This window comes from Aristaeella lactis (assembly GCF_018118585.1).
GTDB classification, from domain to species: Bacteria; Bacillota; Clostridia; order Christensenellales; family Aristaeellaceae; genus Aristaeella; species Aristaeella lactis.
In genome coordinates this window covers 58,671-79,751 of record NZ_CP069421.1, presented here as the reverse complement: position 1 = coordinate 79,751, position 21,081 = coordinate 58,671, and the positions used below count along the sequence as shown (strand labels likewise).

At 53.8% G+C, this 21,081-nt stretch carries 16 protein-coding genes, 1 riboswitch and 1 other annotated feature; of the genes, 5 read left to right on the top strand and 11 right to left on the bottom strand.

Features of this window, described 5'->3' with window-relative positions; all coding sequences use genetic code 11:
- Window positions 1–34 precede the first annotated feature (34 nt).
- Window positions 35–1,996, top strand: coding sequence for a GGDEF domain-containing protein (locus JYE50_RS00350; protein WP_084095906.1), 1,962 nt, complete (start codon window positions 35–37; stop codon window positions 1,994–1,996).
- Window positions 1,997–1,999: 3 nt separating this feature from the next.
- Here the strand turns inward: JYE50_RS00350 and JYE50_RS00345 are convergent, their stop codons facing one another.
- A complete protein-coding gene (locus JYE50_RS00345; RefSeq protein ID WP_179138332.1) occupies window positions 2,000–3,352 on the bottom strand; it encodes a polysaccharide deacetylase family protein in 1,353 nt (450 codons plus the stop codon).
- 174 nt (window positions 3,353–3,526) lie between these two features.
- Between JYE50_RS00345 and JYE50_RS00340 the strand changes: the two genes are divergently transcribed.
- Window positions 3,527–4,744 carry a ribose-phosphate pyrophosphokinase gene (locus JYE50_RS00340; RefSeq protein ID WP_084095904.1) on the top strand — a complete coding sequence of 406 codons (1,218 nt, stop codon included), beginning with the start codon at window positions 3,527–3,529 and terminating at the stop codon, window positions 4,742–4,744.
- 57 nt (window positions 4,745–4,801) lie between these two features.
- Here JYE50_RS00340 and JYE50_RS00335 read toward each other — a convergent pair whose 3' ends face one another.
- From JYE50_RS00335 to JYE50_RS00290, 10 genes are all read right to left on the bottom strand, one after another.
- Window positions 4,802–5,755, bottom strand: a complete 954-nt coding sequence (locus JYE50_RS00335; protein ID WP_084095903.1) for a prolipoprotein diacylglyceryl transferase family protein — start codon at window positions 5,753–5,755, stop codon at window positions 4,802–4,804.
- 12 nt (window positions 5,756–5,767) lie between these two features.
- Window positions 5,768–6,691 carry a phosphodiester glycosidase family protein gene (locus tag JYE50_RS00330; protein WP_179138331.1) on the bottom strand — a complete coding sequence of 308 codons (924 nt, stop codon included), beginning with the start codon at window positions 6,689–6,691 and terminating at the stop codon, window positions 5,768–5,770.
- 127 nt (window positions 6,692–6,818) lie between these two features.
- Window positions 6,819–8,555, bottom strand: coding sequence for a PIG-L deacetylase family protein (locus JYE50_RS00325; protein ID WP_084095901.1), 1,737 nt, complete (start codon window positions 8,553–8,555; stop codon window positions 6,819–6,821).
- Between the two features lie 146 nt (window positions 8,556–8,701).
- The gene (locus JYE50_RS00320) at window positions 8,702–9,976 is read right to left on the bottom strand and encodes a S1C family serine protease (protein WP_084095900.1); all 1,275 of its coding nucleotides are present in this window, start codon (window positions 9,974–9,976) and stop codon (window positions 8,702–8,704) included.
- A 256-nt stretch (window positions 9,977–10,232) separates the two neighbouring features.
- Window positions 10,233–11,798 (bottom strand): GerMN domain-containing protein, encoded by a 1,566-nt coding sequence (locus tag JYE50_RS00315; protein WP_084095899.1) that lies wholly within the window; start codon window positions 11,796–11,798, stop codon window positions 10,233–10,235.
- On the bottom strand, window positions 11,795–13,228 hold the full coding sequence (locus tag JYE50_RS00310) for a sensor histidine kinase (protein ID WP_084095898.1): 1,434 nt from the start codon (window positions 13,226–13,228) through the stop codon (window positions 11,795–11,797). The genes JYE50_RS00315 and JYE50_RS00310 overlap by 4 nt, the downstream gene beginning before the upstream one ends.
- A gap of 10 nt (window positions 13,229–13,238) precedes the next feature.
- Window positions 13,239–13,931: a response regulator transcription factor gene (locus JYE50_RS00305; RefSeq protein ID WP_084095897.1), complete on the bottom strand. Its 693-nt coding sequence runs from the start codon at window positions 13,929–13,931 to the stop codon at window positions 13,239–13,241.
- Window positions 13,932–14,075: 144 nt separating this feature from the next.
- Window positions 14,076–15,362, bottom strand: a complete 1,287-nt coding sequence (locus tag JYE50_RS00300) for a DUF3048 C-terminal domain-containing protein (protein ID WP_084095896.1) — start codon at window positions 15,360–15,362, stop codon at window positions 14,076–14,078.
- 103 nt (window positions 15,363–15,465) lie between these two features.
- A complete protein-coding gene (locus JYE50_RS00295; protein WP_283399206.1) occupies window positions 15,466–17,058 on the bottom strand; it encodes a sodium:solute symporter family protein in 1,593 nt (530 codons plus the stop codon).
- Between the two features lie 59 nt (window positions 17,059–17,117).
- Window positions 17,118–17,361, bottom strand: a binding site (T-box leader).
- 72 nt (window positions 17,362–17,433) lie between these two features.
- Window positions 17,434–18,054, bottom strand: a complete 621-nt coding sequence (locus JYE50_RS00290; protein WP_084095895.1) for a thiamine diphosphokinase — start codon at window positions 18,052–18,054, stop codon at window positions 17,434–17,436.
- 160 nt (window positions 18,055–18,214) lie between these two features.
- Window positions 18,215–18,315: riboswitch (TPP riboswitch) on the top strand.
- Between the two features lie 85 nt (window positions 18,316–18,400).
- On the opposite strand from JYE50_RS00290, the gene JYE50_RS00285 reads away from it, so the two are divergent.
- The 3 genes from JYE50_RS00285 (at window position 18,401) to JYE50_RS00275 (ending at window position 21,067) form a co-directional block, all read left to right on the top strand.
- The gene (locus JYE50_RS00285) at window positions 18,401–19,093 is read left to right on the top strand and encodes an energy-coupled thiamine transporter ThiT (RefSeq protein WP_084095894.1); all 693 of its coding nucleotides are present in this window, start codon (window positions 18,401–18,403) and stop codon (window positions 19,091–19,093) included.
- A 181-nt stretch (window positions 19,094–19,274) separates the two neighbouring features.
- Entirely contained in the window at window positions 19,275–20,261 is a 987-nt protein-coding gene (locus JYE50_RS00280; protein ID WP_084095893.1) for a LacI family DNA-binding transcriptional regulator, read from the top strand.
- Window positions 20,258–21,067 (top strand): hypothetical protein, encoded by an 810-nt coding sequence (locus JYE50_RS00275; RefSeq protein WP_084095892.1) that lies wholly within the window; start codon window positions 20,258–20,260, stop codon window positions 21,065–21,067. The genes JYE50_RS00280 and JYE50_RS00275 overlap by 4 nt, the downstream gene beginning before the upstream one ends.
- Window positions 21,068–21,081 lie beyond the last annotated feature (14 nt).

The following is a 21,081-nucleotide window of genomic DNA, read 5'->3' as shown; positions in this document are numbered from 1 at the left end:
CCCGGAACGGAAAAGACAGAAAGCAGGTATTCCCGTGAATAACATCATTGGCCGAAGCTTTCCGCCAAATACCGTTGAACCCGGATCAGGCAGACGGTATCGGATCGCTTTTTTCACCGTGGACTGGAACTATGAACTCGTGGAGAATACGCTTCACGGGCTTCTTCAGTACACGGTTGACCATCCCAATGTACAGATCTGCGTTTTTGACTGTTTCGGTAAAGACCAGGGGAATGATAAGGACAGGAGCGAATACTCCGTTTTCCAGCTTCCGGATCTGTCCCGTTTTGACGGTCTGCTGATCCAAAGCAACCAGATCGTCCTTCGGGATGCCTGGGAAAAGGTTGAAGCCAAAATCCTGGAAACCGGCATTCCTGCCGTTTCCATAGGCTGCGAACTGAAGGGCTGTTCCCTGGTTTATTTTGACAATATCCGCGCGCAGTATGATATGGCAGAGCATATCGTCCTTGAGCACGGCGCCCGCCATATTGTTTACCTGACCGGCAATATGAACAACAGCACAGAAGGTCGTGACAGGCTGGCCGGCTTCCAGGCAGCCTGCCGGGATAACGGCATTCCGGATGAAAACATAGAGGTCATCCACTGCACCTGGCGAACCACCGATGGTGTTGACGTTGCGCGCCGCTGGATCAGCGAGGGTCGTCCCCTGCCGGATGCCTTCGTCTGCGCAAATGATGAAATGGCCCTCGGTCTCATGGAAACGCTGCAGGAAAACGGGATCCGCGTACCGCGGGACGTGCTGGTCTGCGGGTTTGACAATCTCTCCAGCGCCGAGCTGTCCAGTCCGCGGCTTTCCACCGTTCACACCGACCACAGCAAACTGGATTATTACGCCGCGGATGTGCTGCTGAATATCATTCGCGGAGAGGAAAAGCGCAGCAAGATTCCCTTCGGCTATGATCTGATCTGTTCCGAATCCTGCGGCTGCCATAACGCGCCGCGCCGCGGTGTCATCCGTGATCTTTATTTCCAGCAGACCCGGTTCCTCCGGTCCTTTTATGTCCAGCAGGACAAGATGGCTGAAGACCTGTTCGAGGCTGCGGATCTGCCGGACCTGATGCGCATTTTCAGCAGGAGCCACGCCATATTCGGCTGTGACAATGTTTACCTGTGCATCAATGAGTATTATTATGACAACTATGACAAGAGCATGTGGCCGAATTACGCGGAATGCTTTGACACCACCATGGTCCTTGTCAACGATAACGGAAACGGCCGGGAGGAAGTACTCCGCTTCCCCACCTCTGACCTCCTGCCGGAGAGCATGATGAAAACCGAACCGTTCCTGATCTTTTACCCGCTCCACTACAACACCTATTCCATCGGCTATATCGTCCTGAACGGCATCTGTGCCGCCGCCAAGCATAACCTGCACGAGAGCATCCTGAACTTCCTGGAGATCGCCATTGAAAACGTCCGGAAAAAGAGCCTGCTCCACAACCTGAATGACACCCTGGATGACCTGTATGTTCATGACGCGCTGACCGGTCTGTATAACCGTTTCGGCCTGTCACGCTGCGGACAGCAGCGCTATGATGACCTGCTCGCCTCTGAGGGCTCTGTTCAGGTTCTTTTCATCGACATGGACGATATGAAGTATATCAATGACCATTTCGGCCATGAGTCCGGTGATGCGTCGCTGAAGGTTTCCGCCCGCATTCTACAGCGGATCTGTTCCGAAAACGCCTTTATCATGCGCTATGGCGGTGATGAATTCATCATCATCGACTCCGGAAAAAACCGGTCTCTCGGTGCGGAGATCATCGCAGCCGCCGATGAGTATAACCGCGCTTCCGGAATGCCCTTCGGCCTGAGTCTCTCTGTCGGTGCTGTCCGTACAGACGCATCGGAACGTCTCCCCCTGGATGACTGCATCAAGGCGGCGGATTCCCTGATGTATCAGAACAAGCAAAAGAAAAAAGCTGCCGCTGAAGGGCAGCCTCTGTGGATAAACCGGAACCTTCCGAAATCTTAACGCTTAATCCTTCCGGATGGATGTATCTCCCTGTTCACAGTGGTAGTAGACTTTGTTGGGCTCCAGCTTAACCCCGTCTTTCGCGAAAAGTTCATCGATCGTGAGAAGCATATAGCCTTCCTCCTCCAGGTACCGGGCAATCTGCCGGGTGGATTCGGCTGTGTTGTTTTTAATGTCGTGGCACAGGATGATATCACCGTCACGCAGCTTGTTTTTCACTTTTCTCATCACCGCCGCGGTGCTGATCCCGCGCCAGTCATAAGTATCAAGGCTCCACTGTATATAAGCCCAGCCGACCTTTACTTCGATCATTCGCGGATAACGTCCGCCCGGCACCCGGTCATAGCGGACCGGAATACCGATGGATTTGATCATGGCGGTATTGACCTTCTGCGGCATGGCCCGGAGGGCTGACCCGGATGATTTGGTTACGTTGCCGTGGTGCCAGTTATGGGCGCCTATGGCATTCCCGTTGTCATGCTCGCGCTGTACCAGCCACCGGTTCTCCTTGATCCGGTTGCCGACCACAAAGAAGGTTCCCCGGGCGCCTGTTTCCATCAGTGCGTCCAGGACACCGGGGGTATTCTTGGCACTGGGTCCGTCATCAAAGGTCAGCGCGCACGTTCTGTAATAAGACAGGTTATCCGTTTCTGTTTTTCCCTCTTCCGTCATCCTGTCCCGGATATCCGGATAGAAGAACGTCACATCCATCAGTGTATACTGATCGGGATACAGCGTCTGGGCTGGATAATGCAGCACAAGGGACATACCATGAAGGGTGAAATCCGCCTGCTCAAGGGCCTCCCGTGTGCACAGCTTGTTCAGTGCTTCCGCATCCGGCTCCACATCGGGCCAGTAATCTGTCAGAGCCTGGCGCACAGTTTCACCGAGCATGTTCCAGGTTTCGTCATCGTCTTCAAAGATATCTGTCAGCAGGATCCTGTCCCCGGTTTCCATATTATAGGTCCGGGTCGTAAACTGCTGGGCCGTCAGCTTCTGGTGGTAGGTTGTCCTGGCCTGCACCAGAAAGCTCAGCCAGGTCAGTCCTGTCCGGCTGTAGCGGATCTCCACATCCAGCCGGCTGTTTTTTTTGCCGTTGTTTCCCGCTTTGGGCAGATCCGGGCTCAGTTCGTCAGCCCAGGCCTGCGCAATCCCGTTGATCTCTTCCGTAACCGCGGGATGGGCGGTTTCCACATGCCACAGTTTCACCTGTGACTTATTCTTCTGTGTGGTCACACTGGCTTTATTGGTCACCCGGTGGCAGTCCCGCAGGGATTCCGCGCCTGAAACAGGCATATTCATAAAGCAGATCAGCAGGATCAGCAGCAGGATTCCTGCTTTTTTCAGTCTTGTCATTCCCCGCGCCTCCTTTCCGGCATGATGCATAATTATAATAAAATCAATCTTTACGTGCAAGCGTTAACATGGCAAAAATAGCATCATAAAAAACCAGATTCTCACTTCTCATTCTAAAAATATGGTGTATAATGACTATGTTCGTATTTTCCTGATCGCAGAGGGAGGATCGTCATGACAGATTTTGTCAGTACGTGGAACAAGGACTCATTTCTGACTTATCCGGTTGGTCCTCTTGGGCTCATCGCCATGCCCGGAACCGAGGAGATGGGCGTAAAAGTCAACAGCTGGCTGAAAAAGTGGCAGGATCATACCGAGGAATCGATGCCCGGAGACATGAGCACCACCCCCGGTGCGGAAAGGCAGGACTTCCTGATCGAGGTCACCTGTCCCCGTTTCGGCAACGGTGAATGCAAGGGTATGATCAAAGAGAGTATCCGTGGTTACGATATGTATATCCTTTGTGACCCGGGTGCCTACAACATTGAATACGAGATGTTCGGGCAGCGTGTTCCCATGAGCCCGGACGAGCATTTCGCCAATCTGAAGCGGATTATCGCCGCGATGGGCGGCAAGGCCAAGCGGGTTACGGTGATCATGCCTATGCTGTATGAAGGCCGGCAGCATCGCCGCTCCGCCCGTGAAAGCCTGGACTGCGCCATGGCGCTGCAGGAACTGGAAAACATGGGCGTCAGCAACATCATCACCTTTGATGCCCACGATCCCCGGGTTCAGAACGCGATCCCGACCACCGGTTTCGAAAGCATCATGCCCAGCTACCAGATCTTCAAGGCTCTGCTGAAGAAAGATAAAACCCTCCGGATCGACAAGGATCACATGATGATCGTCTCCCCGGACGAAGGTGCTATCGACCGCAACATCTTCTATGCTTCCGTCCTGGGACTGGACATGGGCCTGTTCTATAAGCGGCGTGACTACACCCGCATCGTGAACGGCCGCAACCCCATCGTTGCCCATGAATACCTGGGTGACAGTGTGGAAGGCAAAGACGTTTTCGTCGCGGACGATATGATCTCCAGCGGTGAAAGCATCATTGACCTGGCCAAAGAGCTGAAAAAGCGCAAGGCCAACCGCATCTTTGCCGGTGCCACCTTTGCCCTGTTCACCAACGGCATTGATGCTTTTGAAGAAGCATACCGCAACGGCTTCATCGACCGGGTGATCTCCACAAACCTCACCTACCGCAAGCCGGAGCTTGCCCAGACCGAATGGTTTGTCGAAGCCGACCTGAGCAAGTATATCTCCTTCATCATCGCCACCCTGAACCATGACCGCAGCCTCAGCAAGCTCCTGAATCCCTATGACCGGATTCACGCGCTGATCAAGCGTTACAACAACGAGCAGATGGCTGCCGGTATGCGTTTCATCTGATTCTGAATATACAGCGAAGCCCCCGGGATTCGATTCCCGGGGGCTTCGCTTATTCAGTCATGCTTTTACTTCGGATTCATCGGGCAGTTTCTTCCGGGCCGCATGTTCTGCTACGGTAAGCTCCAGCAGTATCCAGGCCATAAACCCATAGATCACAACCGGCGGCAGGTCTGCGCCGTTAAATGAGATCTTGCCGTCCAGCATATATTCTGCCAGGACCGTCAGGCCGCAGACAACCAGTCCCCACAGTGCAGCTCCCCAGTTTCTCTTTCCGGCTTTCCTTCCCGCGAAGGCATACCAGATCAGGATCCCTTCAGCGATCAGGTAGCACAGCAGCTGCTCATAGCGCACAAACAGCCAGCGGATGCTTTGGGCCCGCATGCTTTCAAGAATAATCTGCGCAATGCACAGATAGAAAACAGTCCGCAGGAAGCACAGCCTGTCTTTGCGGTTTCTGAATGCGAAAAGGGCGATCCTCAGGTAAACCATTCCTTCCAGCATAAAGACCGCCAGGTAGTATTCAGGAAAATCCGGATTCCATACTTCCGATACCGCAAACGGGAACGGCAGACCCTGCTCCAGGTAATCACCGGTGCCCAGGGCGCCGAGCCAGTACTCCGCAAACCGGAAAAGCGCCGCCAGCAGAGCACCGGGCGCTGCGAACGCGTTCAGTGCCTTGCCCGTTTTCACCTTCATGATCCGTGCGGCAAGAGCTGCTGCCAGGCATACACCCGCGGCGCCGCCGTAATAGGACAGCTCATTCTGGTTCAGGGAAAACAGGTAAGTGAAAAAACCTGTTTTCAGGATATAGGAAAAACGGAACAGGAAATACAGCAGTTTGGCGCCTGCCAGGCCCAGCACAGTGCCCAGCAGCAGCACCAGTCCGCTGAACGCCGCCGCCTTTCCTGCCGGAAGCTTCAGTGCTTTCATAGCTGAAAGCATAAACAGCAGGCAGCATAATATAGAACTGCAGGCAATAAACAGGAGATAAGCAGGAATATTAACGTTCATACCGCACCTCACTTAATTCTCAAAGCAGGCGCTGGCAAAATAGACAATATCAGACAGTTTCCGGATGTTCTGATTGGTTTCGACGTTCACATTGTTGACCTTCTTGCCCAGGAATACAAGCTGGGTGGAGCCGCCGCCGTCCAGGATATAGGCGTTGGGACAATCAGGGGCAATGCTGAGGATCAGCTGTTTGAACTGTGCCATGGTCGCGCCGTCCCTGGTTGCCACTGCCATATAATGGAGCGGTCCAAGCTGCATCAGGCAGAGGCGGTCGCAGCGTCCGTCTGCGTCGGCAAACTGAGGGGAATGGGCGTCATCCATCAGGTAGTCGTCTTCCATGACTTCACCGTCCCGGATGATGGCCGGTCCGAACTGAAGCGCGTTGATCACTCTTTTTCCGTTGATCTGCGTTTTGTCCATTGTTTCCAGTTCCGGTCCGCCCGGCAGGATATGGAAATCCCCGGCTTCATCGATCAGCAGCATATCCAGGCGCTTATCCACCGTATCACGGAAAACCTGACCCTGGCGCAGGACATACTTGAAGGATTCATTGCCGTGGAAATCGCCGCAGTAATCGCCGTTCATGGCAAAAACAGCATTCACACGCTGCGCGATGGTGGAGGCACTCAGCCTGCGTTCCGTGATAAAGGTGGTCGGATCCGCGGAAGCGGTGCGGATCTGGGAAGGATCCTTGATCACAATATCAACGGTATAGTATTCCCGGTTGATCAGGTCGCTGTGGGTCCGGAGGCTTCTTTCCACCCGGATGGAGGGATCTTCATACACCAGCAGGTCGGGAGAATACTCCGCCGTATAAGGCGCGCCGCCGGTCAGGTCGATCGGCAGCGGACGGACCTGTCCGTCCGCCCAGGCGGAAACAGTAAGCAGCATGATAGCCGCTGTGATGAACAGAATAGATTTTTTACGAAAGCGCATACAGATACTCCTTTTACGACAGACTGAAACGTCCATACACGTTTACATATTTTACCGGATTTTCCGTTGATTTTCAACGCTTCCGGACGAAATTTTACATTCATTACGGATTTGTCAAAAGAAGAGATTAGTCAATATGTTCAAACATATCATTGCCTTTGGTGTCCGGTCCCACAGTAGACCTGTACAGGCCGAACAGGGATGAATCGTAGGTAATGCTCTGGCGTTCCATACGGAAGTATCCGTACTGGGAATGATGCATCTCAAAAGCTTCCACCGCGATCTCCCAGGGCGTGAACCCGCCGAGTTCCTCCAGGGGGATATGCCAGTCCATATGCACCTGGTTTTTTTCGTACAGGTGAACGTACAGTTTTTTCACGTCCCACGTGCCATACTGCGCTGCGGATTCCGGGTCATAGGAAGGATCAGATGCCAGTTCCGTTCCGCGGCATACCTGGGAAGAAGTCAGGCGGTGCTGGGTATGGCCGTATTCACCATTCAGGTCCTGCACCACGATCACATCGGGCTTGCAGCGGCGTATTTCCCTTACAATTGCCGTCTGGGAGTCCGGCCACAGGTTTGTTGCCACGTCAAAGCTGGAAACATCAGCGTCTTTATATCCCAGGAAAACCGGATGGATTCTCATTCCGGAGATCCATATTCCGTCCAGCGCTTCCCGGTAGCGGGCCCGTCCGCAGTTGGCCATATAGACGATTCCCAGTTTCTTTCCCAGATGACTGTACCAGGGGACCAGGCCTGAGAAGAACAGGATTTCATCATCCTGGTGGGTGGAAAAAAGCAGCATATCCAGCTTGTCCGGCATGGGCTGCCACTGCTGAACCACTTCCCGGGGGTAATCTTTTCCGTAAACCCTTACGGAAGACATACGCAGCCGGGTGCCGTACGGATGGATCACCACGGTACAGGCGTTCTCCGGCAGTTCAACCGCATCCACATAAAAGCCGGTTTCCAGCGTCCGGTTCAGCAGGATCTTCCCTGCCTTGTCAAACACCCTGATCTCTGTTTTTTCCGGAGGCTTGTACCATTCCACCTGTAAAAGAGCGGCAGGAGTATCCTCCGGCAGTGTGATGGTCAGTTCTTTCCTTTTTTCGGTGGGGCTCCAGCAGGTTTCCGGGTTGGAATCCAGCAGCCTCTGGTCATTCGGCAGGAAAGTACACAGGCTGTTCAGGTTTGCGGGATCTTCCGCCTTCCCGGCCACAAAAAACGGCAGGCGCGCCAGTACGATCCCGCTGCCGGAGGAAAAGCCCTGGATGCAGAGCATTTTTCTTCCCGCGTTCAGCCCCTTGGTCGGCATAACCCGCTGCCAGTCTGCTGTGTCCGCTGCTGAAACCGGTTTCTCCGGTGTATACAGCCAGGTGCGTTCCAGTTTTCCCTGCCATTCATCCCACAGGAAGAAGGCAAAGTAATCCACCGGAGCAGAAAGCTCCTGGACCCCGTTCAGCAGGATATAATCCTCATCCTTTGGGCGGACCATTGTATTGGCCATCCGCAGCGTGGAGGAAGAAACCGCTCCGCTCACAGGGACATGGCCGTCAGGAATGCCGGCGAGGTTCATTTTTGACTTTGAAACATAACCGGTCTTATCTCCGTATTGGATCTTCCAGCTCTTTTTCCCCGAGCCGAGCAGGACAAGCCCGGAATCCGCCTCGATACGCTCCGCGGGTTTGCCGGAAAGATCAGCCGACTGATAGACTCCTGCGCTTTTCACTCCCGAAGCCGGACGCAGTTCCAGGCGGAAGGAAAGATCACAGAATGTCATCTCCGGAACCGTTTCCTCCGCAGATGCAGTTATGCACAGAATACACAGAATGGCCGCAGCCAGGATCAGCATCGCTTTCTTCATCTCAAAACCACCGTTGTCATTGCTGAAAATCCTGCTGATTATATCACGATCGGATGGAAAGCTCAACGAGAGACGTCCTGCGCCGTCTTTTCTTTCCCGCAAAAAAAGAGCTCCGGATGATTCCGGAGCTCTGGGTTTATCTGTGTTTACTGGGCAATGCTGTCCACCATGGCCAGCTTCACCGTCAGATCCACATATTCACCGTCGTAGGAGATCCTGCCGTCGCCGTATACCTGGTCGGGACGGAAGACCTTCACAGCTACTTCATCGCCTTCCTTCAGCTTTGCGATGATTTCCACCTCTTCGGTGACGCTGGTGATCACTTGGCCGTTGACTTCCACCATGATGTCGCCCACCTGCAGGCCTGCCGCCTCCGCGGGGCTGTCCTTTTCCACTTCTTCAATATACACGCCCCTGGGCAGCTGGCCCCTGGTGTCCTTCACTGTGCTGACGGTCACGCCCATTCTCGGCTTGCCCTTCAGGTCATTGCCGGTGTTTTCATTATTTTCAGTATCCGCCGGTTCGGCTGCAGCGCCTTCTCCGTTCAGTGCGGCTTCAATAATGTCTTTCGCCTCATTGATCGGGATGCACATACCGATGCTTTCAACAGCAGCGTTGGAGCTGTACCGGGTGCCGCTGTACTTCAGCGTCGGGATGCCGACCAGCTGGCCGGCCGTGTTGAACATGCCGCCGCCGCTGTTGCCGCTGTTGATGGCAGCGTCAGTCTGGATCATGCTGTTTACGATCTGGCTGTTCCTTCCGTACTTGTCAATCGTGCTGCTCTCGCTGGCGATCTCCCGGTTCAGTCCGGAAACAATACCCGCGGTTGCCGTGCCGGTAAACCCGATGGGGTTGCCGATACACACAACCCAGTCACCGATCACCAGGTCATCGCTGTTGCCCAGTTCCACCGGTTCAAGCGGCAGGCCGGGCACCTGCAGAACGGCCACGTCCTTGTCCGCGTCGCTGGCAACCACTGTTGCGTCATAAAGGTTCTTTTCATCCTCGTCCAGAGAGATCTTCAGGCTGTGTGCGCCTTCCACAACGTGATAGTTGGTCAGTACATATTCCTTGGCGATCACTACGCCGGATCCGCTGCCGTATTTCACTTCCTGGGAAGAATCAGGCTGGGTATATCCGTAGCTGCCATAACCGTTCCCGTAGCCGCCGAAGTAGCTCCAGGGGAAATATCCGCCGAAGTTGTCATAGCCGCCGTAGTTGTTGTTCACAATCTGGTAATTGTTCACGCCGACAACGCTGTCCCGCACCTTGGCGATTGCCTCGGTAAAGGGAGACGTCAGAACCACTTTTTCTTCCGCGTTCGCGGCAGGCTGCGCGGCGCCGATCACGGTGCCCGCAAATACACAAACAAGCGCCAGGGCGATAATGCCCATCACTTTATGATTCAGGATCTTTCTCATCTCAAAAACCTCCTTTCCGGTTTTCGCGATCAGTATATTCCCCTTTTTTGTCCGGAATATGAACGCAATATGAACTCTCAAAAAAAGACAGTGTCTTTTTTAATACAGAATGCTGAATGAAATGGTCTGACTCCAAAGTTGCTTTGTGTTTTGATTTTTTAACAGTATTCAGCTTGTGATAAATTCTCATAAAGCGGAAAAGACTCTATCATTCTGCATTCTGCATCCTTAATTCTGCATTGAAAAAGGTCTTGGTTCATCCAAGACCTTTTTCCGCCAGACCAATATTATACATAAACTCGCCCGCCCAGTAGATGGTTCCGGCTATATGCTCTTCCTGTCTTCCTTCGAAATAGAACCGCACCCGCTTCATACCGGTGTTCTTGCAAAGCGTATTCACCATGCTGTAGCACAGCAGCATTTCGTTGTCCGCGCCGTTCTCCAGGATCGCTTCCCGGAAATTCTCGCTCAGGTTCACAAGCAGCGTATCGCCTTCAGCGGAGATCCCAAGGATATCGTCCTCCCGGATCCCTTCGGGCAGAGTAGCGGTGACGCCGTTTTCCCGCTCTGTTGCATCCGGTCCTTCCATCACCACGCACAGCTGAGCCCGGGGGCTGTCGGCAGCCCTGCGTGTAATGGGCTGTTCACACTCGCACAGGATACCGTTCCGGGCAAAATAAACGGTGATGCTTCCCTTCAGAAAGGGTTCAACCACATCACGGGAGAACAGGCCTCCCAGCGCCGTAACCGCGCTGAAATGTTCCGTTTCCTTCAGTTCTGTAACCAGCTGATTCTGGTTTCCGACGCGGAAGGATACATACCGGATATTCGGCACAAAAGTGGTCAGCATATAGATCATGGCAGCTTCGTAACAGGCCGGGTCTGTCTTTCCTTCCCTCAGCCGTTCCTCTGCGTCCTCCCGCAGGCTCAGCACAAGCTGCTGTGTTCCGTCCTCCCTGTCGATCACAAGGGGATCGCGAAGCAGCAGGCTCTTCAGTTCCGGGATGTTCTGCCCTTCCGGCATGCTCTTCAGGACGGTGCTCACCGTATCAATCAGCCCCGTCACAAGCTGTGCCTGGGTCTGGCCCGCAAAGGATACTTCCCGTATGGTGCATCCAACGCCCCGGCCGTCCGGAAGCGGATAATACAGCGTTGCAGGGGTTTTCAGCGGGATCTTTGCCGCGTCCATTCCCGTAGGGGTACGCTTGGCCTCCATCTGTTCCCAGGCCGTCTGGATATTGAATCCCTGGATATTTTTGTCCGGTTGTCCCACAAATGTTCCCAGGGGCATATTGCCGGTCATTTCATGGCTCAGCCCGGCGATCAGGAAGTTCACATAGCTTATTTCATCCAGCTCGCACAGCGTGGCGGTAATCGCAAGGTAATCCTTATAAACCTTTTCCTTCCGAAGCTGATCAAGGATAGAAGCGGACAGGTTCACGGTACACACGCCGCCGCTGATCTCCACCGGATGGGTCCCGTACAGTCCGACCGGTTTATTGCCGCCAATTTTCAGCGCTTCCGTGTCGCCCTTGAAAGCGAACAGGTTCAGCAGCAGATGTTCCACCGTATCCAGCAGGTTCTCTCCGTCCACCTCTGTCGTGCGGGAAACCAGGTAAAGGCCGTCTGTTCTCGGGAAAAACATCCTGTATTCCCTGTTTATGCCGAGGCTCTCATCCCCGTCCGGTGCATGGTACCGGTCTTCCGCCGGCGGCAGTGTCGGCGCGGGTGCATGCTTTTCCTCCATGCTGCTGTCTGTACAGCCCGTCAGCAGGAAAAGGAGGCAGAAAGCCGTCAGCAGGCTGATCACTCTTCTTTTCACGGCGTTTCTCCTTCCTGCGGGAACGTCACCACAAACTCCGAACCCTTTCCGGGTTCGCTGTGAACGGAAATGCTTCCGCCGTGCATTTTCACCATCTGTTTCACAATGCTCAGGCCAAGTCCCGTACCGCCGGTATCCCTGCCCCGTGCTTTGTCCACCCTGTAGAAACGTTCAAAAATATGTTCCTGGTCTTCCTTCGGAATACCCACGCCGTTATCCTTCACACGCCAGACAATGTCGCCGTCTTCCTCCCGCAGGGATACGGAGATGGTTCCCTCTTCCGGCGTGTACTTGATGGCGTTATCCATCAGATTGTAGATGATCTGGTTCAGTTTGCTCCTGTCCCCGTACAGGTACAGGCCGCCCTCCACGTCCTCGGAAATCACCTGGTGATTCTGTTCCGCGGCAGGCGTAAGCATCCTGATCGTTTCCAGCGTCAGCTCACTCATGTCCACGCAGTCCCGTTTCATATCTTCCTTGTTGTCCAGCCGTGTCAGCACCAGCAGATCCGTAACAATTCCCGTCAGCCGGTCGATCTCATGATTCATATCCTTCATGAAATCCACCCGGACCTCTTCCGGCATATCCGGCTGATAGATCATGGATTCAAGCAGGATCTTCATGGTCGCCAGCGGCGTCTTCAGTTCGTGGCTTGCATTGGAAACAAACTGGTTCCTTGATTTATCCAGACTTTCAAGCTGAGCAGCCATCGTGTTATAGTTTTCCGCCAGTTCCCGCAGCTCCCCGCTGCCCCGTACAGGCACACGGACGCTCAGGTCGCCTTTTCCCATCTTCCTCATGGTCCGGCTGACCGCCGTGATCGGATTCGTCAGAATCCGGCTCAGGATCAGCGCCACAACCAGGGCTGCCACCGCGATCATGGCAAATATGCTGAGAAGCTGCACACGGACAGACTTCAGGGAATCCATCAGCTTCTGGACGCGGCCCACATACAGGGCTACGCCTATTCTTCCCTGGTACCCCTCTATTTCACGGGCACTGTAGGCTACATACTCAGCGCCGCGTTCTCCGCTCATTGCTTCCACAATGGCTTTTCCGGGAGAATGGATGTTATAGGCTTCCTTTTCCCCTGCCAGGACCCGGAGCACCTCATCCACCTGCACCCGCTGTCCGCACAGGGTCTGGAAGGTGTCATACTGGATCTTGCCGTCATTATCGATCAGCATCAGCCGGCCGTCCATGGTGGCAGCGTGGTCCTCCAGCAGTTCGTTCAGCTCATTGGCGGAAACAGACTGAAAATAATAGGCCGCGTCTATCGCCAGCTTCTCTGTTTTGAGGCTGTCATCCCGCTTCCTCTGATCAAACAGATATTGACTGACCAGCCCGGTCAGGCTGGTCGCCGCAACAAAAAAAGAAATGCCTACAATGAGAAAAAAGGCCAGCAGGATTTTCCACCTGATGCTGGCCATAAAAGCGAGTTTAGTCCTGATCCGTGAAATAGTAACCAACTCCCCATTTGGTAAAGATGAATTCAGGCTTTGATGTGTCCCGTTCAATCTTTTCCCTCAGACGGCGGATATGGACGTCCACCGTACGGGCATCGCCGGCATAGTCATATTTCCAGACCGTTTCGAGCATCTGCTCTCTGCTGAACACAGTGCCGCGATTGGTTACGAACATCTGGAGCAGGTCAAATTCCTTGGCTGTCAGCTTGATGTCTTTTCCGCCAAGGGTAACGCTCCGCTTGATCAGGTTCACTTCCATATCGTGGACCCGGATCACCCGGTGTTCCTGCTGCTGGACGCTGCCGGAAACACGGCGGAGGATCGTCTTGATCCGCGCTTTGACTTCAAGAATATTGAAGGGTTTGGTCATATAATCATCCGCGCCGTATTCAAGCCCGAGGATCTTATCCATATCCTCACCCTTGGCGGTCAGCATGATGATCGGAACATCACTGCGTTCACGGATCCGCTGGCAGACAGCAATACCGTCCAGTTTCGGCAGCATCACATCCAGAAGGATAAGGTCAAAAGACCCTGCTTCAAACTTGGACAGGGCTTCCTCGCCATCCATGGCGCTGTCTGTTTCGTAGCCTTCCTGCTCCAGCGTATATTTCAGGCCTTTCAGGATCAGAGGCTCGTCATCCACAAGGAGGATCCTTTTACCCACTGAAAACACCCTTTCGTAACCAATACTGGGTAAATTGTATAATAATTATTAGAAAAAAGCAAGGGTTTGTTACAAAGCATTGTAAAAACTGTAACGAAAAAAGGAAACCGCCTCATGGCGGTTTCCTTTGGTTACATTGTAAAATTATTCGTATTTCACACTGCAGTCTGTGTTCTTGTTCATCTTTCCGCCGTGGGAAGACTGGAGGTAAGGCATCAGGATGATCAGTGTCCGGCCTTTCTGCAGCTTGATTTCATTACCGTCTTCACCGTAGAAAACAGTCCGGCTGTTGTCATCGGTCCGTTCCCAGACGCCCTGGTAGTGTTTGCCGGCCATGAAGTAATCGGCGTTTCCTTTGCCCACCAGTTCCGGATCAGGCCGGGTGCTTTCGATCCAGTTCATGCGGATGCTCTGGACGATCACGTTGTTGAAGGTGATGATCTCGTTTTCATCACGGCTTTCCGCAACGATCTTCTTCACGGATTCGCCCTGGCTGTTCTTGACCTTCTTGATCACCGGGTTCACCAGCACGGTGTCCTTGTAGGGAAGGTCTTCATGATTTTTAACGTAGTTGTAACGGATGTAGGCATTGAGCTCGGAATCGTATTCCATACGGTTGTCCGTCTCATACTTATTGCCGTGGGACACATAGATGATGTTCGCGGTATCGCCGCCGTCCGGCACATCATCCGTAAACAGCCAGGTGTGATTGGCAGGAACATTGTCCTTCGGAACGATGTTCTTCACAATGTCCGCCAGCATGAAGATCTCGCTGTTCGCGCTTTCAATGCCGCTGAGGCGCCATACATAGTCTTCCCAGCACTTGGGATAGTCGCCGACGTACACTACGCCCGGATCGCTCGGAGTGGCGCCCTGCGGGTTCTTAACACCCAGCCTGCGCCATTCACCGGGAACGTCCGCGGAGGAATACCCGGAGGTGCAGAACGCGCATCCCCATTCCTGCCGGAGGCGGCAGTGGGTCAGGCGTGTGCTGCGGACAAAGCCGACATAGTCCGGAATCGTATCAGAGAAGACCATGGTCATACGGCTTTCACCGCCGCCGCGCTTCTGAACGGCTTCATAGACCACGTCGGAATAGGATCCGTTGACCGGAGCAACAATATACAGCTTGCCGTTCTTGGAAACTCCGATGCCGTTGCCGGAGTTGGAGATCTGCACCATGATCGGCTGGTATTGGCCGGTCACGGCCACACCCAGGAACCCGTCGGGTGCATCGATCTCATCCAGGGCCCGGCCGGTAGTGGGGCTGTAACCTTCACCGATGACTTCGTCAGCGCTTTGGTTCAGGCCGGCACGGTTGATATTGATATTGCGTTCGGTAACTCCGTCAATTTCAGTCGGATCTGCCAGCGCCGCTGACACTCCCGCAAGCATAGAAAGGGCAAGAATCAGACTCAGGATCTTTTTCATTCAGATATCCCTCCTGTATGTGTACATACTGTAAAAACCTCAGATATGTTATCACACAACGGGAAAAATGTCAAACTTTTGTAACATTTGGAAAAGACATTTCTTATTCTTCCGTCTCAATGGAATCCTTTGCCGCGACAATGACCTTCCGCTGGTAGCAGGAGAAGATGCTGTCAACCTCATCCCTGTCCGGAGCCTTGAACAGCATGCTGACTGCGGGAACGATCACCAGGCCTGCCAGCATACAGAATGCGCCGGCATTGATGGGAGAAGCCAGGAAGCCCAGGTTCAGGCTCAGCACCTTCAGGTTCACCAGCATGTCAATGATCATAAAGACAGAGGAGAACAGCATGGCAGCCCAGCAGCCCTGCTTTGTGGTGCGCTTCCAGTACAGTCCGTAGAGGAAGGGGGCCAGGAAAGCACCGGCCATCGCGCCCCAGCTGACGCCCATAGCCTGGGCGATAAAGGCTACACTTGAATTTGCCTGAACAATTGCCAGCGCCGCGGAGATCACAATAAACACCACGATCAGCACCCGCATAACCAGCAGCTGCTTTTTCTCGTCCATTTCCTTAACAACGCGGCCCTTGAGCAGATCCAGGGTCACTGTGGAGGAGGAAGTCAGCACCAGGGAGGACAGGGTGGACATGGAGGCGGAAAGCACCAGGATGATTACGACCGCGATCAGGAAGGGAGACAGGGTTTTCAGCATGGTCGGAATGACGTTGTCAAAACCGCCCGCGGGAGTTCCGCCTTCCGCCGCACCGAGTTCTGCGGCAAACAGCCGGCCAAATCCGCCCAGGAAATAGCATCCGCCCGCAACCACCATCGCGAACACGGTGGAGATAATGGTTCCTTTATGGATATGTGCTTCACTCTTGATCGCATAGAACTTGCCGACCATCTGGGGAAGGCCCCAGGTACCCAGGGATGTCAGGATGACCACACCAAACAGGCTCAGCGGATCAGGCCCGAAGAAGGAATTGAAGATGCCCGGAACGGATCCGTTTGCGATGCCCGCGTCCTGTGCGGCAGCCAGCCCCTGCAGAGAAGCCATGAAGCCGCCCTTGCTTCCGAGTACCGCGGCAATCACCGCGACGATACCCACCAGCATGATCAGGCCCTGGATAAAGTCATTCACCGCGGTGGCCATATAGCCGCCGACGATCACATAAATGGCAGTCAGCACCGCCATAACGATCACGCAGACAGAATAATCCACGTTGAAAGCCATATTGAACAGGCGGCTCAGGCCGTTATACAGGGAAGCTGTATAAGGGATCATAAAGATGAAAATAATAATGGAAGCCGCGATCTTCAGGGAAGGCGCCGAGAAGCGCTTGCTGAAGAAGTCCGGCATAGTTGCACTGGAAAGGTGCTGGGTCATGATCCGGGTACGCCGGCCAAGGATAACCCACGCCATCAGGGAACCGATGAGTGCGTTGCCGATACCGACCCATGTGGCAGCAATACCGAATTTCCAGCCAAACTGTCCGGCATAGCCGACAAAAATAACAGCAGAGAAATAGGATGTACCGTAAGCAAAGGCTGTCAGCCAGGGACCAACGCTCCGTCCGCCGAGCACGAAACCGTTCACATCGGTGGAGTGCTTCCTGCAGTAGAAGCCCACATAGACCATGACGCCAAAGAAGACCAGAAGCATACCGAGTTTGAGTGCCAGATCGCCGAATGCCATAAGTTTTCCTTCTTTCCGGGGTACCGTTTCATGAAAAAAGCCCCTGTGTCCGTCTGGACACAGAGGGCGAATAATCATCGCGGTACCACCTCTTATTTTGCCGTTCCGTCGGAAACGGCCTCCGGATACTTTCATATCCTTTGCGCTGTATCGGGCGCCCCCGGCTCTCCTACTACCCTGTCGGGATTCAGATAACAGCTCCGGAGAGTATTTCGGTTCAACAGCTCCGGCTGCCTCACACCGCCCGGCAGCTCTCTGTACGGAATACCTGTTTACTTACTGGATCTCCTTCATCGCAACGCCATGGTATTACGGAAGCCGGGCTCCGTCAAGGGGAGAGTTCCTGAAAGAACAAGAAACAAACAATCTGCTTCATTATATAACCTTCACAAGCAGCAGTCTTCCCTCCCGCACGTAAACCTGCGCGGTTCTGCCCGGCAAAACCTCATTGCTGATCCCGTACTGGTATTCGCTGGTGATCTCCCCGTCCGTAAGCGGGTATTTGGCGTTTCGGATGCTGATGCCCTTTGCGGTTCCGCTGATATTCAGCAGGGAGAAATACGAACAGCTGTCCTCCACTTCCGCGGGCACACGGGAGACAACGCTCATCTCCGAATAATCATCCAGGATCCGTGCGGGAATATCCAGGGAGTCCAGGTACAGCAGCAGGGAGATATTCCCGAAAGTGTGGTCAAACCGTTCTCCCGTCACTCCAACCAGGAGAAACTCCCTGTATCCGCGCCGGACGGCTTCCTTCACGGCGTAAACCGTATCCGTATCATCCTTTTCCCGTGGCAGCACGATCGTTTCAATATCAGTTTCCGGTTTTTCATGGGAGTCAAAGTCACCTACGATCAGGTTTGGTTCCCTTCCGATCTCCGGTATGTGTTTCAGGCCGCCGTCACAGTACACCAGCCAGTCATCCTTCCGCAGGCTTTCGCGGATCCGCTGGTACCGGCGGATTTCAGCTCCTCCGATGATCACACATCTCTGCACCGGCTGCACCTTCCTTTCCTGTCACAGAGACAGGGTAATCCCCTGCCCTGAAACCGTCAAGTCTTCTTTTCGGCAATCTCCTGTGCGAATCATGTTCCTGTACCGTATTCCTGTTGACAAACAAGGGGCGGGTGATATAATGACGCTGTTCCGACGCGAACATTGACGCTGGGGGGGCCGGTATCCGGCTGAGAAGGCATACGCCTGACCCTTGGAACCTGTGTAGGTAATCCTACCGTAGGGAAGCGGCCGTCATCAAACCAAACCGCTTCCCGCATGTCATCGCGCATGTGGGATTTTTGTTTGCTCGCACACCGGAAACTAACAGAATTCGGAGGGTTTGATTATGTTTTCCTGGATGTTCACCTCTGCCCTGGCTGAAGAAGCTGCCGAAACCGCCGCTTCCGAACCCACCTGGCTGCAGAAAGCCTTTGAAAAATTCGCTGAAACGCCCCTGACCGTCTGGATCGCCCTGGCTGTCCTGGTCGCACTGGGTGCCATTCTCCTGACCATCTCCAAAACTTCCCGCAAATGGGACGCGAGGATGCTGTCCTTCGGAGCACTTTCCGTTGCGTTGTCCTTTGTGCTCAGCTGCATCCGGCTGTACAGGATGCCCCAGGGCGGTTCCGTAACTCCTGCCAGCATGCTGCCGATCATGCTTTTCTCCGCCGCGTACGGGGTAGGCCCTGGCCTGCTGACCGGTCTGGTCTACGGCGTGCTGCAGTATCTCCAGGGCGGATGGTTCCTGAATGTCTGGCAGTTCGCGCTGGATTACCTGCTGGCCTTCGCTGCCCTTGGTCTGGCCGGTCTGTCCCGGAAGATGCCTGAAAAGTGGGGGCTCTATGCCGCCATGGTCATTGCCGCCCTCGGCCGCGCCCTTTCCGCCACGCTGGCTGGTATCATGTTCTGGGAAACCGCCCCGGTAGCAAGCCTGGTATATAACGGAACTTACCTGATCCCCGAAATTGTGATCTGCATCATCCTGGCTTTCATTATTGCAAAGCCTGTTATGAGGATCATGAAATCCGCTTCAAGGTAATCATCATTATATACATTTTGCAGAACGGCTTACATAAAGCCGTTCTTTTTTGGCCGTTTTTTGTCTCATTTTTGCAAAATGTTACATTTTGACCGGATAAGTAGTTGACATCGGTTACATAATACTGTATGATATGAAAAAACAGTAAACGTTTTCACGGCCAGAAAGGAGATTTTTAATCATGGTCAGGCTGAAGGACATAGCTGAGGTTTGCGGTGTTTCGGTTGCAACGGTTTCCCGTGCTCTGAATGGATTAACAAGCGACAGTAAGGAGAGAACTGCTTTTATCGTCCAGACCGCAAAGGATATGGGCTATTATCCCAATGCGGCCGCCCGGACGCTGAAAACAAGCAGGTCCAACAATCTGGGAATCATCTATGAAGATCGTATGAACCACGAATACTTCAGCGCCCTCTTTGACGAACTGCGCCGTGAAGCGGAAAGGCACAGCTATGACCTGACTTTCCTGGGCCGGGGCAATTACACCGATAAAAACTACTATGAGCATGCCCGCCAGCGGAGCCTGGACGGCGTGATCGTGGTGCAGGCCGACTTTGAATCCGCCGGCATCATCCGGCTGGCCACCAGCAGCATCCCCACCGTCATCGTGGATCATGCCTATGACGGATGCGACTGCGTCGCCAGTGACAACCGCACAAGTATGGAACAGATTGTTCGCCATGTCTATGACCGCGGACACCGCCGGATCGCCTTTATCCAGGGTGAAAAAGGTGCAGTCAGCCGTGAGCGTCTTGCAGGATTTTATAAGATCTGTGCAGAACTTGGATTACGTGTTCCTGTGGAATATGTCCAGGAAGGGCACTTCCACAACGCCGCAGACTGTGCGGAATGCATCATGAAACTCCTCCAGCTCAAGGATAAGCCCACCTGCGTCCTCTGCCCCGATGACTACAGCTGTCTCGGAGCGCTGTGGCAGCTGAAGGCCCAGGGCATCAATGTGCCGGAGGATATCAGCCTGGTTGGCTATGACGGAATCCTCGTCAGCCAGATGATTTCTCCCTGCCTCACCACCTACCGGCAGGATACGGCGCGTATCGCACAGGAAGTGTTCAATCTGATGATCGACTCGATCGAATTCCCGGAAAGCCATGTGCCGAAGCTGGTCACGGTTTCCGGCAAACTCGTAGAGGGAGAAACTGTTGGATGAAACTGACAATCCGGCAAGTGCCGCTTTTCCTGTTACTGCTGATTCTTCTCTTTTCTGTTCTTCCCGCCCCTGTGGTTGGTGAGGACGCTCCACCTGAAGAAATTGTTGATGAAGTGCTGCTGGACTCCGACCCTGAGGAAACCGACGGGGAGGAGACCGGCAGCACTGCCCGTGATGCCCTGATTGATGACATCATTGACCTGGGAGAATCCCTGTATAAAAAAGCCAACGGGAAATCCCAGCGGGCCCATTACAAAAGCGATATCTATATCTGCAAAAACTTCACGGTCTACCTGTTCCGCCAGAACCGGGACAAGTACCGCATGGCGGAGTATCCGGACGTTCCCCTTGTGATTCCGGACAACCTGCCCTCCTCTGAGTGCAAGCCCTATTACTACGGCTTCCTGTGGAAGGATATTCCTGCTGAGAAAGGCAATCCGTTTTACGAAGCCGCTCAGTTCCGCTATGACAAGAGTCTCAGCAAGGAGGACAACATGGAACTGGCCCTTGCCTTCATGCGGGAAGTAAAGCGCGGTGATTATTTCCAGATGTCCGCGGATTATGAGTATGGCAAAGGCGCCCACAGCGCCATTATGATTTCCGATTACGATCCGGAAACAAACACCGTCCACTGGATGGATTCCAACATGCGCGGCGGAAAGAAAAACGGCATCCGTTACGGTCTGGTTCAGTTTGACGAAGTGAAGGAGATCGACTGGTGGGCTAAAGCCTTCTGCCACAAAAAACGCGGCGCCACCATCTACCGGCTCCGGGATGATATCATCTTCGCCGGCAGCAACGAATAAAAAACAACATCAAA